14 protein-coding genes are annotated in these 14,128 nt (G+C 69.6%); 7 read left to right on the forward strand and 7 right to left on the reverse strand.

Going from position 1 to position 14,128, the window contains the following annotated elements; all coding sequences use genetic code 11:
* Positions 1-27: 27 nt before the first annotated feature.
* On the forward strand, positions 28-663 hold the full coding sequence (locus tag PCQ86_RS11105; RefSeq protein ID WP_270173738.1) for a GntR family transcriptional regulator: 636 nt from the start codon (positions 28-30) through the stop codon (positions 661-663).
* A gap of 168 nt (positions 664-831) precedes the next feature.
* The gene (locus PCQ86_RS11110; protein ID WP_270173739.1) at positions 832-2,661 is read left to right on the forward strand and encodes an AMP-dependent synthetase/ligase; all 1,830 of its coding nucleotides are present in this window, start codon (positions 832-834) and stop codon (positions 2,659-2,661) included.
* Here the strand turns inward: PCQ86_RS11110 and PCQ86_RS11115 are convergent, their stop codons facing one another.
* Positions 2,662-3,831, reverse strand: coding sequence for a saccharopine dehydrogenase NADP-binding domain-containing protein (locus tag PCQ86_RS11115; protein ID WP_270173740.1), 1,170 nt, complete (start codon positions 3,829-3,831; stop codon positions 2,662-2,664).
* Between the two features lie 137 nt (positions 3,832-3,968).
* Here PCQ86_RS11115 and PCQ86_RS11120 point away from each other — a divergent pair, with 137 nt between their 5' ends.
* Positions 3,969-4,421: an Lrp/AsnC family transcriptional regulator gene (locus PCQ86_RS11120; RefSeq protein ID WP_047351494.1), complete on the forward strand. Its 453-nt coding sequence runs from the start codon at positions 3,969-3,971 to the stop codon at positions 4,419-4,421.
* Positions 4,422-4,485: 64 nt separating this feature from the next.
* On the opposite strand, the gene chrA is transcribed toward PCQ86_RS11120, so the two are convergent.
* The 6 genes from chrA to msrA all read right to left on the reverse strand — a co-directional run bounded on the left by chrA (position 4,486) and on the right by msrA (position 10,758).
* Positions 4,486-5,709: a chromate efflux transporter gene (gene chrA, locus PCQ86_RS11125; protein WP_270173741.1), complete on the reverse strand. Its 1,224-nt coding sequence runs from the start codon at positions 5,707-5,709 to the stop codon at positions 4,486-4,488.
* Positions 5,710-5,845: 136 nt separating this feature from the next.
* Positions 5,846-6,718 (reverse strand): hypothetical protein, encoded by an 873-nt coding sequence (locus PCQ86_RS11130; protein ID WP_270173742.1) that lies wholly within the window; start codon positions 6,716-6,718, stop codon positions 5,846-5,848.
* A gap of 413 nt (positions 6,719-7,131) precedes the next feature.
* Positions 7,132-9,213, reverse strand: coding sequence for a TonB-dependent receptor domain-containing protein (locus PCQ86_RS11135; protein WP_270173743.1), 2,082 nt, complete (start codon positions 9,211-9,213; stop codon positions 7,132-7,134).
* Positions 9,214-9,390: 177 nt separating this feature from the next.
* The gene (locus PCQ86_RS11140; RefSeq protein ID WP_270173744.1) at positions 9,391-9,795 is read right to left on the reverse strand and encodes a hypothetical protein; all 405 of its coding nucleotides are present in this window, start codon (positions 9,793-9,795) and stop codon (positions 9,391-9,393) included.
* 25 nt (positions 9,796-9,820) lie between these two features.
* The gene (locus PCQ86_RS11145) at positions 9,821-10,060 is read right to left on the reverse strand and encodes a hypothetical protein (protein WP_011805274.1); all 240 of its coding nucleotides are present in this window, start codon (positions 10,058-10,060) and stop codon (positions 9,821-9,823) included.
* Between the two features lie 152 nt (positions 10,061-10,212).
* On the reverse strand, positions 10,213-10,758 hold the full coding sequence (msrA, locus tag PCQ86_RS11150; protein WP_011805273.1) for a peptide-methionine (S)-S-oxide reductase MsrA: 546 nt from the start codon (positions 10,756-10,758) through the stop codon (positions 10,213-10,215).
* A gap of 130 nt (positions 10,759-10,888) precedes the next feature.
* Between msrA and PCQ86_RS11155 the strand changes: the two genes are divergently transcribed.
* The 4 genes from PCQ86_RS11155 (at position 10,889) to PCQ86_RS11170 (ending at position 14,093) form a co-directional block, all read left to right on the forward strand.
* Complete coding sequence (locus PCQ86_RS11155) at positions 10,889-11,551, forward strand: TetR/AcrR family transcriptional regulator (protein ID WP_270173745.1); 663 nt, start codon at positions 10,889-10,891, stop codon at positions 11,549-11,551.
* A gap of 47 nt (positions 11,552-11,598) precedes the next feature.
* Positions 11,599-12,309: a protein-L-isoaspartate O-methyltransferase family protein gene (locus tag PCQ86_RS11160; protein ID WP_047351500.1), complete on the forward strand. Its 711-nt coding sequence runs from the start codon at positions 11,599-11,601 to the stop codon at positions 12,307-12,309.
* A 31-nt stretch (positions 12,310-12,340) separates the two neighbouring features.
* A complete protein-coding gene (locus tag PCQ86_RS11165; RefSeq protein ID WP_011805270.1) occupies positions 12,341-12,679 on the forward strand; it encodes a rhodanese-like domain-containing protein in 339 nt (112 codons plus the stop codon).
* A 70-nt stretch (positions 12,680-12,749) separates the two neighbouring features.
* Positions 12,750-14,093, forward strand: a complete 1,344-nt coding sequence (locus PCQ86_RS11170) for a TolC family outer membrane protein (protein ID WP_270173746.1) — start codon at positions 12,750-12,752, stop codon at positions 14,091-14,093.
* Positions 14,094-14,128 lie beyond the last annotated feature (35 nt).

A 14,128-nucleotide genomic window follows, 5' to 3' on the forward strand; every position in this document is an offset into this window, starting at 1 on the left:
TTAGTTTTTTTCAGGTACAGTCCGCCCATGTCAGCCGTCACCCTCACTCCCCGCGCACTCTATGAACAAGTGGCGGAGCAACTGCGCCAGCGCATCTTCCGGCGCGAGCTGGAGCCTGGCAGCTGGATCGACGAGCTGAAGATTGCCGAGGAGCTCGGCATCAGCCGCACGCCTTTGCGCGAAGCACTCAAAGTGCTGGCGGCGGAAGGCCTGGTCACCATGAAGGTGCGCCGCGGCGCCTACGTGACCGAGATGTCCGACAAGGACCTGCACGATGTCTACCACCTGCTCAGCCTGCTGGAGAGCGACGCCGCAGGCGTGGTGGCCGCCCGTGCCACGCCGGAGCAACTGCGCGAACTGGAGCAGCTGCATGCCGACCTGGCCGCCGCCGTGCAGGACCGCGACCGCTTCTTCACCATCAATGAGCGCATCCACATGCGCCTGCTGGAGATGGCCGACAACCGCTGGCGCAGCCAGATGGTGGCCGACCTGCGCAAGGTCATGAAGCTCAACCGCCACAACTCGCTGCTCAAGCAGGGACGCATCGAGGATTCGGTGGCCGAGCACGAAACCATCCTGGCCGCGCTGCGCGCGCGCGACCCGCAGGCCACCGTGGCCGCCATGTCCGCGCATTTCGCGCATGGGCTGGAGGCAGCGGGCTGACCGGGCCCGCCCCTCATCCGCCGTTCTTTTTTCCGTCGCGCGAGCGACAAGTTTGCGAACGATCGTGCGAAAACGCGCGTGCCCGGCCTATGATTCCGCTTTTTGCTCGGCGGCTTGGCTCCGCAATGGTGCCCAGCCCTGCCGGCACGCACTGCACGTATTGCACGCATGAATTCCCCCACCCCCGACCTGCGCGGCGTGCAGACGCTGCCCGAACTGCTGGCGTTCCGCGCCGCCCTCACTCCCCACAGCGAGGCGTACCGCGCCTGCGACCCCGGCACCGGCCAGTGGATCAGCCTGACCTGGGCACAGACCCAGGAGCGCGTGCAGCAGTGCAGCCGCGCCATTGCCGCATCGGGCCTGCCACAGGGGGCGCGCATCGCCATCCTGCTGCCCAACGGGCTGGATGCCATGAGCATCGACCAGGCTGTGATGGCCACGGGCTGTGTGCCCGTGCCTCTGCATGCCATCGACAATCCGGGCAGCATTGCCTACATCCTGGCGGATGCCGAGGTGTCGCTGCTCGTCGTGGAAGAGCCCGAGCAATGGCGGCGCATCCGCGACGTGGGCATGCCGCTGCCGCACCTGATGGGCGTGGTGACGACCAACGCCAGCACCGGCCTGCCCACCGCCGCCGAGCAGGACGTACCGGTCGCACCGCTGGCTGCCTGGCTGCAGCATGCCGCGGCAGATACGCCGCTGCCCTCGCCGCCCGGCCCTGAGGATCTGGCGGCGATCGTCTACACCAGCGGCACCACCGGCAAGCCCAAGGGGGTGATGCTCAGCCATGCCAACGTGGTGGCCGACGTGAAGGCGGTGCTGGAGCGCATCGCCCCCACGCCACAGGATGTGTTCCTGTCCTTCCTGCCGCTGTCGCACACCTTCGAGCGCACGGGCGGCTACTACCTGCCCATGGCCTCGGGCAGTTGCGTGGTCTATGCGCGCTCGGTGGCGCAACTGGCGGAGGATTTGAAGAATGTGCGCCCCACGGTGCTGGTGTCGGTGCCGCGCATTTATGAACGCGTGCATGCCAAGCTCATCGAGACGCTGTCGCCCTCGCCCTTGAAGATGCAGCTGTTCCAGGCCGCGCAGGCCGTGGGCTGGAAGCGGTTTTGTGCCGCGCAGCGCCTGCCAGCACCCCAGGACGACGGCGCGGGCGGCTGGATGCGCGCCCTGCCCTGGCCGCTGTTGCGTGCCCTGGTGGCCAAGCCGCTGCTGGCGCAGTTCGGTGGCCGCGTGCGCGTGGCCGTGAGCGGGGGCGCGCCGCTGTCGCCCACCATCGCGCACTGCTTCCTGGGCCTGGGCCTGCAACTGGTGCAGGGTTACGGCATGACCGAAACCTCGCCCGTGGTCAGCGTGAACACGCTGGAGGACAACGACCCGTCCACCGTCGGCCGCGCCTTGCCGGGCGTGGAGGTGCGCATCGGCGAGAACCGCGAACTGCAGGTGCGCGGCCCCATCGTCATGAAGGGCTACTGGAAGCGCCCCGAGGATACGGCCCGCACCGTCTCCGCCGACGGCTGGCTGGGCACGGGCGACCAGGCCGAGATCGTCGACGGCCGCATCCGCATCCTGGGACGCATCAAGGAAATCATCGTCACCTCCACGGGCGAGAAGGTGCCGCCGGCCGACCTGGAGCTGGCCATCACCGCCGATGCGCTGTTCGAGCAGGCCTTTGTGGTGGGCGAGCAGCGCCCCTTCATCGCCTGCGTGGCCGTGGTGCATGCCGAAGAGTGGCGCCAACTGGCCGGGCAACTGGGACTGGACGCCAACGACCCTGCCAGCCTTGCGCACCCCAGCGCCCAACGGGCGGCACTGGCGCGCATCGAGAAGCTGGCGGCCGGCTTCCCGCGCTATGCGGTGCCGCGCGCCGTGCATCTGGTGCGCGAGCCATGGACGATCGAGAACGCGTTCATGACACCCACGCTCAAGCTCAAGCGCACCCACCTCATGGCGCACTACGCGGCCGCCATCGAGGCCATGTACCAAAAGCGCTGATCAGGCCCCCACCGCTTGCAATGACCGCGCAAGCGGGGCCTGGGCCGACCCGGCGTCCCCCTCGCTTCCCGGCACGCGGTAGACGCGCCCGAACCGATTGGCCAGGAAGTCCTCCAGCGCGATCTGCTCTTGCCCGATGAAACCGGCCTGCGGAAGCTGGCCCGCGATGACCAGGTCCAGCGCCGCGCAGATGCCCGCGGCCGTGGTGCGTTGGATGGCGCTGAGCATCTGCCCGTGCACCGATGCGCCCAGGATGTGGGCGGCATAGCTTTCCTGCACCAACCGGCCGCCTCGCTGGCCGCGCGCGCTGGCGAGGATCACGATCACGTCTTGCTGCGTGGTCGGGACGGCGCCGTCCAGCAACTCCTTGAGCAGGTCGCGCCGGTCGCGCAGGCGCAGCTCGTGCAGCAGCAGCTGCAGGATGGCATGGTGGCCGGGGTAGCGCACCGACTTGTAGTCGAGCTGCCGCACGCGCCCCTCCCAGGTCTGGGGCAACGTGCCCAGGCCGCCCGAGGTATTGAAGGCCTCGTATTCCACGCCGTCGATCAGCAGCGTTTCCAACCCGTCGAGGGCAGGCACGCTGGTGCGCCGGCCCTGCACGATGGCGTCGCACGGGTTGCAGTATTCGTTGATCAGGCCCTCGGTGCTCCAGGTCATGGCGTAACGCAGGGCGCCCTGCGGGTAGCGCGGCAGCGCCCCCACGCGCAGTTGCAGCGCTTCCACGCGGTCCAGGCGCTGCGCCAGGGCGTTGCCCGCCACGCCGATGAAGCCGGGCGCCAGCCCGCACTGCGGCATGAACGCGCTGCGCGCGCCTTCGGCCAGCGCCTGGATGGCACGGGTGCTGGCCACGTCCTCCGTCAGGTCGAAGTAGTGCACGCCATGGCGTGCACACAGCGTGGACACCGGCACGGCTTGGCGAAACGGCAGTGCGTTGAGTACCGCATGGTGCCCGGCAATGGCAGCCTCCAGCATGGCGTCGTCCGTCACCTGCAAGGTGGCGGCGCTGCTGGCCTGCAGGCGCTTCAGTGCGGCGGCGTCGCGGTCGGCCACGGTGAGCGTGTAGCTGCCCGCGTCCTCCAATAGCAGCGCAATGGCACGGCCGATATGGCCCGCGCCCAGGATCAGTACGCGGTGCGGGTGGGAAGCATTGACGGGATGCAGGCGGGTCATGGCAGTCTCCTTGCGTTGTCGTTCGGTAGAGCCATGCTAGGCCGGATCGTTGTCAGTGTGTAGCATCACAACTGTCGATAAAAGCATCAACGATCGTCATATCGACGGCATTGCACGACGTATCGGCAGCATTGGAGATGCCCGTGGAACTGGACGCACTGGACCAACAACTGCTCAGCCTGCTGCAGGCCAACGCGCGCGAGGGCACGGCCGAGCTGGCGCGCCGCCTGGGCCTGGCGCGCACCACGGTGGTGGCGCGCATCGCGCGCTTGGAGCGTGAAGGGGTGGTTGCTGGCTACGGCGTGCGCCTGGGCCAGCGGCTGGCAGGCAGCGCCGTGCGCGCCTGGTGCGCACTGCGCGTGTTGCCCAAGGCCGGGCCGGCGGTGCTGCAAATGCTGCAGGCCCTGCCCCAGGTGGAAGAGGTTTCGGCGGTGAGCGGGCCGTTCGACTACCTGGTGTTCCTGCGCTGCACCAGCCACGAGCAGCTCGACGGCCTGCTGGACCGCATCGGCCAGCTGGACGGCGTGCAGAACACGCAGACCAGCATCGTGCTCAGCCGCAAGATCGACCGCCGCAGCGTGGGCGGTTGATGCTCTATTAATGAGAGCTGCTAGCGCTTGATGGATAAGCGCTGAGGCCGTTTTCCTTCTGTCATCAGCCCAGCAGCCAACCTGCTGCGCCGCACAACGGCACCACCAGCCACGGTGGCACGCGCGCCCATACCAGCGCGGCAAAGGCCGCCAATGCCAACGCCAGGTCGGCTGGCGCATGGATGGCGCTGGTCCACACCGGGTGGTAGAGCGCCGCCAGCAGCAGGCCCACCACGGCGGCATTCACGCCCGCCAAGGCCGCCCGGGCACGTGCGTTGTGCCGCAGCCGCTCCCAGAACGGTAGCGCGCCCGCCACCAGCAGGAATGCTGGCACGAAGATCGCCACCAGGCATACGGCCGCGCCCAGCCAGCCGCCCGCGCCGTGGCCTGCCGCAGCGCCCAGAAAGGCCGCAAAGGTGAACAGCGGCCCCGGCACCGCCTGCGCCAATCCATAGCCCGCCAGGAAATCGTCGGCCGCCACCCAGCCGGTGGCCACCACCTCGGCCTGCAGCAGCGGCAGCACGACGTGGCCGCCCCCGAACACCAGGGCGCCGGCGCGGTAGAACGCATCGGCCAGCACCAGCCATCCTTGAGGCCAGGCGCGCGCAGCCAGCGGCAGCAGCACCAGCAGCGCTGCAAATGCGGCCAGCAGCAGCGCTCCGGTATGCGGTCGCACCCCGGCCGCCAGCCCGCCCTGCGATGGTGGAGCCGGCATGGCGCCCGCGCGCCCCCACAGCCCCAGGCCGGCCAGCGCCGCCACCAGCATGGCGCCCACCTGCCCCACCACGCCCGGCCACAGCAGCGCAAGCGCACAGGCCAGCACCATCAGCAGCAGCCGCGCCGGCCCGCGGCACAGGCTGCGCGCCATGCCCCACACGGCTTGCGCCACCACGGCCACGGCCGCCACCTTCAGGCCGTGCAGCACGCCCGCGGGCATGAAGCCCTGCCCCGCCACCAGGCCCAGGCCCAGCAGCGCCATCACCAGCGCGGAGGGCAGCGTGAAACCCAGCCAGGCCGCCAGTGCGCCGCCCCACCCCGCTTGGCGCAGGCCCAGCGCCAGGCCCACCTGGCTGCTGGCGGGGCCGGGCAGGAACTGGCACAGCGCTACCAGGTCGGCGTAGGCGTCTTCCGTCAGCCAACGGCGGCGCGCGACGAATTCCTCGCGGAAGTAGCCCAGATGGGCCACTGGCCCGCCGAACGACGTCAGGCCCAGGCGCAAGAAGATGAGGAACACCCGCCGGGCGCTGGCGTGGTGGCGGGTGGCGGCGAAAGGAGAAATGGGTGGCATGCAGCGGGCGCGAAACCTCGAGTATCGCTATTGCGCGTGGCGCGCGGATGACTGGCGCCGCGTGCCAGCAGCGGGGCGCGGCGCGTGCGCGCGCAAGCAGACCTCCTGATCCTTGCGGCCGCAGCCGCTGTGGGCATCAGATGGCGCAGGGCCCCATCCACACCCCGCTGCGCAGGCCGGCCGGCGGCTGCTGCGCCCAGACCTGGGCACACACCTCCCAGGCGGGCTCCTGTACGTTCAGGCCCGCGAAAATGCCGTAGCCTTCGCCCGCACGGATGTCCTCACCCGCGCTCAGGCTCTCGCCGGCCTTGATGGCTCCCTGTGTGTGGATGCACTCGCCCGCCTTGATGCCCCACCCGGCCTCCAGGTGCGTCAGGCCGCTGATGGCTCCGCCGACCACGATGCCCTGCCCCGCGCGCAGGCTGCCTTCGCCGCTCACATGCCCGCCCACGCGCAGGCTTTTGCCGCAGTCGATGCCGCCGTGCACCAGCAGGTCCTGCCCCACGAAGGCGCTGGCGCCCACGCTGAGCGCGCCGTGGCAGACCACGTCCCACGCTGCGCGCAGGTCGCCGCCGCAGTGCAGCGATTCCTGCACCTGCACGCCCCAGTCGGTGCGCAGATCGCCGCCGCAGTGCAGCCGCCCATCGCTGTGGATGTGCGCGCCGGCGCGGATGTCCTCGCCCGCCACGATGGCCCTGCCGGCGCGGATGCCGCCCCCTGAATGGAGGGAGCGGCCGACGTGGATCACGCCGTCCACCTCGATGCCGCCGCGCACCTGCACGGTGCCCGCGAACACCAGGGCCTCGGCCTCCAGGCTGTCCAGGTGCAGCACTGCGTTCGAGGGGCCGAACTGGCCCAGCAGCCACAGCGCGTCGTCCACGCGCCCGGCGGCCACCAGCTGGTCCAGCGCCTGCTGGTAGCCCACACCGTCCTCGACATGGCGCACGAACCAGCGAAAGCCGTTGGCGCAGGGGCTCTTGGCCCGGAGAAACTGCTTGGTGAATTCCATGCGACGCTCCAATCCTTGCAAGGCGCCCGTGCGGTGCTGCTGCGGGGACCTGGGGTGACCCGGCGGACGAAGGGCCCGCGCGAGCGGGCGTGGGAAGGCGTTGTCCACCGTTGCGCAGGGCGGGTGCCCGGCGATGGTGGTTCTGCGCGTTGGAAAGAGGATGGGTGCTTTATCGCCGGGCGGAGGAATGTGCGACCGGCTGGTATGGCCAGAGCACACGCGCCACGACGCCCACGCGGTTGCGCGCAAGGGTGCGGCGGACGGGTGTGCTCGGGAACATGGGCGCGCATGCTAGCAGTGCGCAGTCCGCGGGACAACCTTGTCGCACGGCGGCGCGCGGTCTTTTGCGCACCGCCGTGCGTGCTGCGCGGCGGATGTGCATGCGCATCCGCCGCGGGCCGGGGATGGTGGTGTCAGAACGACACGTGCACGCCCACCGTCACGTTGCGCCCTGCCAGCGGGGCCGCGTCCTTGATGAACGAGGTGTGGGCGTAGGCCAGGCGGTCCGTGAGGTTGCGCGCCTTCAGGTACACCTGCCATGGCGTGCCACTGCCCGTGCGGCCGTTGTAGGCCAGGCCCAGGTTCAGCATGCCGTAGCCAGGCGTGGCGGTCTCGAACGCGGCCACGCGGTTTTGCCGCGCCACCTGCACCCATTCCACCGCGCCGTCCCAGTCGCGCCAGTTGGCATCCAGGCGCAGGCCCACGCGTGCGGGGGCGATGCGCGGCAGCCGCTCGCCACCGTCCAGGCGGGCACGCACGCTGTCCCCGAACAGGGTGACCCCCAGGCGCTGCGTGATGCGCTGGCGCACCCGGCCCTCCATGCCGGTAAAGGTGGCGCCCGCCTGGCTGTACTGCAGCAGCTGCAGGCCGTCCAGTTCGTCGAGCGTGCGGCCGTAGATGTAGTTGCGGATGCGGTTGTGGAACACGCTCACGTCAAACGTGGTGTCCCCGCTGGTCTTGCGCAGGCTCAGGTCGATGTTGCGCGAGGTTTCCGCACGCAGACTGGCGTCGCCACGCTCGTAGGTGGACGTGGCCATGTGCAGGCCGCGTGCGTACAGCTCCTCGGCGGTGGGCGCACGGTGGGCGCGGGTGATGCTCGCACCCGCTGCGTAGCCAGGCGCAAAGCGCCACACCGCGCCCAGCGATGCGGAGGTGCCGTGGTGGCGCCGCTCCACACCGCTGTCCTGCGCTTCGGCGCTTTGGCGGTCGTGGCGCAGCGCGGTCTCGATGCGCCAGTCGCCATGCCAGTCGCCCAGGCGGTATTCCTCCAGCAGAAACACGCCCCATTGGCGCGTGAGGGTGGGTTGCACGTAGGCCTCTTCTCCCGCGGCACTGAACTTGCGCTGCCCGGTCTGCAGGCCCAGCACGCCGCGCCAGCCGACCACGGGCTCGTGCTGCAGCTCCACGCGCAGGTCGTGGGCCTTGTTCTTGAAGGTGGTGGCAACGGTGCCCTCCTCCACCTCGTCGTGTACGTAGTCGGTCACGCCCGCGCGCAGGCGCAGGGCGGAGAAGCCGGTGAACGGGTCGCGCAGCTCGCCGCGGATGTCCACGCGCTCGCTGCGCAGGTCCACCACAGGAACGGCTTCGTGACCGTGGTCGTGGTCATGCCCGTCGTCCTCGTGGTCGTGCTCGTCATGGCTGCCGCAGTGCAGGTGGTTGCCATGGGTGTGGCAGCCTTCGAAACTGTGGCTGTGGCCCGGCAGGCCGTATTTGGCGTTCTGGCGTGTGAAGGCCAGGCCCAGGTAGCCGCGGCTGCCAACCCAGGACAGCCCCACGCTGCCGGTACCCGTGCGGTTGAAGCTGCCGGGCACGCGTCGCCCCTCGGCCCAGCCGCTGCCCACGCGGTAGTCGTCGGCGTCCCGACCGGCGGCCTCCACGTGCACGGCCAGGTTGCCCGCGCCACCGGTCAGCGCGACAGCGCCGGCCTTTTCGCGTGCTGCGCTGCCGGCGCGCAGCTCGGCGCTGCCTTCGTAGCCCTTGTCAGGCACGGCCGTGGGCACCTTGCCGTCCAGCACGTTGACCACGCCACCCACGGCGCCGCCGCCGTAGACCAGTGCCGACGGCCCGCGCAGCACTTCGACCTGCGTGGCCAGCAGTGGCTCGGCCGCCACGGCGTGGTCGGGGCTGACGGTGGAGGCGTCGTGCAGTTCGGACCCGTCAGAGAGCACGCGCACGCGCGGGCCGTCCATGCCGCGGATCACGGGGCGGCTGGCGCCCGCGCCGAAATGGCTGCCGGTGATGCCGGGCTCGCCGTCCAGGGTTTCGCCCAGCGTGGCCTCGCGCTGGCGCACGAGGGCGTCGCCCTCCAGCACAGACACGGGCTGCGTCATTTCGGACACGCCCAGCTGCAAACCGCTGGAGGACACGGTGACCTCGGGCAGGCGGGCATCCGCCTGCGCCCACGCGGGTGCTGCGCTGGTCAGGCACAGCAGCGCGGCCCAGGCCAGCGGGTGCATTGCGCCCGGCATGCGGGCGAAAGGGGTGAAGGAGTTCATACAACGATTTCCGTTAAAAGGCGGCAGGCGCGCGCGAACGCTCGGGCCGCACGCGGCCGCGCTTGAAAATTTGATCCAAAACTGCCTCTAGCGCTTATGTATCAAGCGCGAGCAGCTATAAAAAGAGGAGTTTTTGCGACGCCGGCACGCAAAGGCGGCGGCGCGAGGCGGGGAGCCTCAGGCGCTCAGGGGCGGAGCGCGGGCATGGAAAGGCGCCGCCCTGCCCGCGCGCGGCACCGGCGCGGGGGACCTGACAGGGGGCAGCTGCGGCTGTGCCTGTGCCACTGCCGGGGCCTGGCCCAGCGCGGCGCCCACCAGCGTCTGCTCGTCCAGCACCTGGCAGTCCGCGGCGCCGTGCCCTGCAAACAGCGCATGCAGGGTGTCCAGGGCCTGTTGCCCGGCGCTTGCCGCATCCCGTGCATGCCCGTCGCCGTGCAAGGCATGCGCCAGCCCCTGCCCCGCGGGCAGGTGCAACACCTGGTGCATGCGCCCGAGTGCGGGCGCGAGCACCAGCGCCAGCAGCAGCCAGGTCAGGGCCAGGCGGCGGCGCAGTTGCGGCAAGAGCGCGGGTGTCAGGGACATGCGGGCTGGGTGAAAGGTGCAGTCGTCAGTGGGCGTGCTTCATGCCGCAGTACTTGCCGATCGCCAGGTTCTTGCAGGCGGCCTGCAATTCCTTGCGGCAGGTTTCTTCGCCCTTGCCGGATTCCAGGCACTTGGCAGCGGCCTCGTGCGCTGCTGCCATGGCGCGGTGGCGCTCGATGTCGACCTTGGTCTGCTGCGCGGTGTGCTCCTGCGCGTGCGCGAAGGCGGCGCAGGCCAGCAGCAGGGTGGCGAGCCAGGGTTTCATGGGTTGCTTCCTCCAAAGTAACACCGCGCCGCTGTTGCGGCGCGGGCCCGGGAGGATAGCGCAGGAACCCGCGGGGATTCACAAAAGGCTGCGCGGATGCGCCGCTGTGGGAAGGCGGAGGACCGCCGGCGGCGACCTGGGCCTCGCAGCGGTCAGGCGCCGGGTTTGAGGTGCCGTGCGAAGGTCTTGCGGAACTTCTCCACCTTTGGCCCCACGACGAAGGCGCAATAGCCCTGGTTGGGGTGGTTGCGGTAGTAGTCCTGGTGGTAGTCCTCCGCGGGCCAGTAGTTCACCAGGGGTGCCACCTCGGTCACCACGGGCGCGCCAAAGAGCTTGTCCTGCCCCATCTGGCGCAACAGCTCTTCGGCCACGTCCTGGTGCGCGGGGTCGGTGAAGTAGATGGCGCTGCGGTACTGCGTGCCCACGTCGTTGCCCTGGCGGTTGAGGGTGGTGGGGTCGTGCGTGGCGAAGAAGATCTCCAGAATCTCGCGCACGCCGATCTGCGCGGGGTCGAAGGTCACGCGCACCACCTCGGCGTGGCCGGTCGTGCCGCTGCACACCTGCTCGTAGGTGGGCTCGGCTACGTCGCCATTGGCATAGCCGCTTTGCACGTCGGTCACGCCGCGCACGCGGTCGAACACGGCTTCGGTGCACCAGAAGCACCCGCCGCCGAGGGTGATGGATTGCAGATCGGACATGGGATTGCGCCTCGTGAAGGGGATGAAAGCCTCATCATAGAAATGAAGCGAAGGCGCCGTCCCGCGTCTGCCCTTGCGTTGACGGGGGGAAGGCGGGTTGCTATATTACTAACCAGTCAGTCAGTAATTTATGGCCACCCTCCCCCCAGTCCCCGAATCGTCCGAACCGCCGCGCCGTGGCCGCCGCAAGGAAGCCCGGCCCGGTGAATTGCTGGACGCTGCCTTGGACCTGTTCGTGGAAAAAGGGTTTGCCGCCACCCGGGTGGACGAGGTCGCCGCGCGCGCGGGCGTGTCCAAGGGCACGCTGTTCCTCTACTTCCCCAGCAAGGAAGACCTTTTCAAGGCCGTGGTCCGCAAGAACATTGCGGGCCGCTTCCCTGAATGGGACCTGGAGATGGAAACCTTCGAGGGCACGAGCAGCGAACTGGTGCAGTACTGCTTTCAGACGTGGTGGGAGCGCGTGGGCTCCACCAAGGCATCGGGCCTGGGCAAGCTCATGCTGAGCGAGGCCAACAACTTCCCGGAGATCGCTGAGTTCTACCGCCGGGAGGTCGTGGAACCCGGCCACCGCCTGATCCGCCGCATCCTGCAGCGCGGCATGGACCGTGGCGAGTTCCGCCCGCTGGATCTGGACCATGCCGTCTACCTGGTGCTGGCGCCCTTGATGTTCCTGATGTTCTCGCAGCCTTCGCTGTCGCTGTGCATCCCGAACCCTGACACGTTCTCCGCGCAGGAGTACATCCGCCTGCAGGCCGAGAACGTCTTGCAGGGGCTGTGCGTGCGGCCGACCTAGAATCAGGGGTTTGTCTGAACCACAGTGACCCGCCTCCGGAGTACCCCATGAACATGCCTCTGAACACGTCCGCTGACATTTGCGATCCTACCGAGCAGGCCCGCTACAACATGGTCGAGCAGCAGATCCGCCCGTGGAACGTGCTGGACGAGGCGGTGCTGGAGTTGCTGTTCACCGTGCGCCGCGAGGAGTTCGTGCCTCCGGCCTACCAGGGGGCCGCCTTCATCGACACGCAGATCCCGCTGAACCCCTCGGTGGAAGAAGCCGAGCGCCTGGGCCAGGTGATGCTGGCGCCGCGCGTGGATGCGCGCATGTTCCAGGATCTGCAGGTGCAATCCTCCGACCGCGTGCTGGAGATCGGCGCGGGCTCGGGCTACATGGCCGCGCTGCTGGCCGCGCGCGCCGAGCGCGTGGTGTCGCTGGAGATCGTCCCGGAGCTGGCCGAGTTCGCCCGCGAGAACCTGCGCAGTGCCGGCGTGGACAACGCCGAGGTGCGCCAGTCCGACGGCGCGCTGGACCCCATCCCCGATGGTCCGTTCGATGTGATCGTGCTCAGCGGCTCGGTGGCCGAGATTCCCCAGCGCCTGCTGGGCCTGCTGCGCGACGGCGGCCGCCTGGGCGCCTTCGTGGGCCACATGCCGATGATGCGCGCCACGTTCGTGCGCCGCCAAGGTGACCGGTACGAGACCACTCAACCCTGGGATGTGGTGGTGCCGCGCCTGCGCCACTTCCCGGAGCCGACCCGCTTCAAGTTCTGACACCCCTTCAGCGTCCTTCAGGAACCTTTGCATGATCGACCACGTGCGCCCTGCCCAACTGGCCGACTGGCTGACCGCTAACGCCGGCAGCCGCCCGCTGGTGCTGGACGTGCGTGAGCCATGGGAGCTGCAGACCGCCAGCGTGACGCCCCAGGGGTTTGAGCTCGTGGCCATCCCCATGGGGGAGCTGGCCGCACGGCTGGATGAACTGGACCCCGCCCGCCCTGTGGCCTGCTTGTGCCACCACGGCATGCGCAGCCTGCGGGTGGCGGGCTTCCTGGCGCACCAGGGCTTCGACCAGGTGGCCAATATCACGGGCGGCATCGAGGCCTGGTCGCATGAGCGCGACCCGGCGGTGCCCCGGTATTGAGCCACCACGGACGTCGCCCGGCGTGCTGCAGCCTTCCCATTGATCACCGCAGACCTTCCTGAAGAACGTCATGACATCACTGCAACGGTTGCTCTCCGTTTCCCTGGCCGTGGGCGCCTGCGCGCTGGGCGCCCTGCCCGCGCAGGCGCAGAGCCTGTCCACGCTGGTGGAATGGGCGCGCAGCTATGACGCCCCGTGGCAGGCCGCGCAGGCACAGTTGCAGGCCGCCGACAGCCGTGCCGAGCAGGCGCGCGCAGGACTGTTGCCCAGCGCCGCGCTGAATGGGGGCGTGACCTACGCCCGCACCGACCTGACCCGTGGCCCCCTGCCCCCGCTGGACCTGCACGCCCCTACCCAGACCGTGGGCGTGGTGGCCTCGCAGCCGCTGTACCGGCCGGCCAACCGCATCGGCTTCGAGCAGGGGCAGCGCGGGATCGACATTGCCCGCGCGCAGCGTGACGGGGCCGAGCAGGACCTGCTGGTGCGCGTGAGCCAGGCGTATTTCGATGTGCTGGCCGCCCAGGACACCCTGACCTTCATGCAGGCCCAAAAGGCTGCCGTGGCCGAACAACTGGCCGCGGCCAAGCGCAATTTCGAGGTCGGCACCGCCACGGTGACCGACGAGCGCGAGGCCCACGCGCGGCACGACCTGGTGTCGGCCCAGGAGATCGCGGCCGAGAACGACCTGCACGTCAAGCGCCTGGCACTGGAGCAGACCGTGGGCCGCTCGGGCCTGACCCCGCTGCCCCTGGCCCAGCCGGTGCAACTGCCCGCGGTGCAGCCGGCCGATGTGAACAGCTGGGTGCACGTCGCGGAAGATCAGCAACCCCAGGTGCGCCAGGCGGCCATTGCGCTGGACGTGGCGCGTCTGGAGACCGCCAAGGCCGAGACTGGCCACCTGCCCACGGTGGATCTGCAGGCGGGCTACAGCGTGCAGCGCACGCCCAATGGAACCGTCACCATGCCGGGCGTGCACTCCCGGGCCAACGTCGCCAGCGTGGGGGTGGCGCTCAACCTGCCGCTGTTCGCGGGCTTCGCGGTGCAAAACCGGGTGAAGGAAACCCTGTCGCTGGAAGACAAGGCGCGCGCCGACTTGGACCATGCACGCCGCAGCGTGGCCCAGGCCACGCGCGCTGCGTTCTTCGGCGTGCAGTCGGGCCAGAGCCAGGTGCGGGCGCTGCAGGCGGCCGAGGCGTCCACCCAGAGCGCGCTGGAAGCCAACCAGCTGGGCTACGAGGTGGGCGTGCGCATCAACATCGACGTGCTCAACGCCCAGAGCCAGCTCTACCAGACCAAGCGCGACCTGGCCGTGGCGCGCTACAACGTGCTCATGGGCACGCTGCGACTCAAGCAGGCCGCCGGCACCTTGTCCATGGACGACGTGGTGGCGGTGGACAGCCTGCTGAGTCGCTAACACTCTGCGATACCCACCGCTATTGCTATATAAAC

Source organism: Diaphorobacter sp. ED-3 (assembly GCF_027625375.1).
In the GTDB taxonomy this organism is placed as follows: Bacteria; Pseudomonadota; Gammaproteobacteria; order Burkholderiales; family Burkholderiaceae_C; genus Diaphorobacter; species Diaphorobacter nitroreducens.

What these genes read in the sequence shown, in the direction of transcription:
- PCQ86_RS11105 (WP_270173738.1), top strand. Translation starts at nt 28, where the DNA reads ATGTCAGCCGTCACCCTCACTCCCCGCGCACTCTATGAACAAGTGGCG.
- PCQ86_RS11110 (WP_270173739.1), top strand. Translation starts at nt 832, where the DNA reads ATGAATTCCCCCACCCCCGACCTGCGCGGCGTGCAGACGCTGCCCGAA.
- PCQ86_RS11115 (WP_270173740.1), bottom strand. Translation starts at nt 3,831, where the DNA reads ATGACCCGCCTGCATCCCGTCAATGCTTCCCACCCGCACCGCGTACTG.
- PCQ86_RS11120 (WP_047351494.1), top strand. Translation starts at nt 3,969, where the DNA reads ATGCCCGTGGAACTGGACGCACTGGACCAACAACTGCTCAGCCTGCTG.
- chrA (WP_270173741.1), bottom strand. Translation starts at nt 5,709, where the DNA reads ATGCCACCCATTTCTCCTTTCGCCGCCACCCGCCACCACGCCAGCGCC.
- PCQ86_RS11130 (WP_270173742.1), bottom strand. Translation starts at nt 6,718, where the DNA reads ATGGAATTCACCAAGCAGTTTCTCCGGGCCAAGAGCCCCTGCGCCAAC.
- PCQ86_RS11135 (WP_270173743.1), bottom strand. Translation starts at nt 9,213, where the DNA reads ATGAACTCCTTCACCCCTTTCGCCCGCATGCCGGGCGCAATGCACCCG.
- PCQ86_RS11140 (WP_270173744.1), bottom strand. Translation starts at nt 9,795, where the DNA reads ATGTCCCTGACACCCGCGCTCTTGCCGCAACTGCGCCGCCGCCTGGCC.
- PCQ86_RS11145 (WP_011805274.1), bottom strand. Translation starts at nt 10,060, where the DNA reads ATGAAACCCTGGCTCGCCACCCTGCTGCTGGCCTGCGCCGCCTTCGCG.
- msrA (WP_011805273.1), bottom strand. Translation starts at nt 10,758, where the DNA reads ATGTCCGATCTGCAATCCATCACCCTCGGCGGCGGGTGCTTCTGGTGC.
- PCQ86_RS11155 (WP_270173745.1), top strand. Translation starts at nt 10,889, where the DNA reads ATGGCCACCCTCCCCCCAGTCCCCGAATCGTCCGAACCGCCGCGCCGT.
- PCQ86_RS11160 (WP_047351500.1), top strand. Translation starts at nt 11,599, where the DNA reads ATGAACATGCCTCTGAACACGTCCGCTGACATTTGCGATCCTACCGAG.
- PCQ86_RS11165 (WP_011805270.1), top strand. Translation starts at nt 12,341, where the DNA reads ATGATCGACCACGTGCGCCCTGCCCAACTGGCCGACTGGCTGACCGCT.
- PCQ86_RS11170 (WP_270173746.1), top strand. Translation starts at nt 12,750, where the DNA reads ATGACATCACTGCAACGGTTGCTCTCCGTTTCCCTGGCCGTGGGCGCC.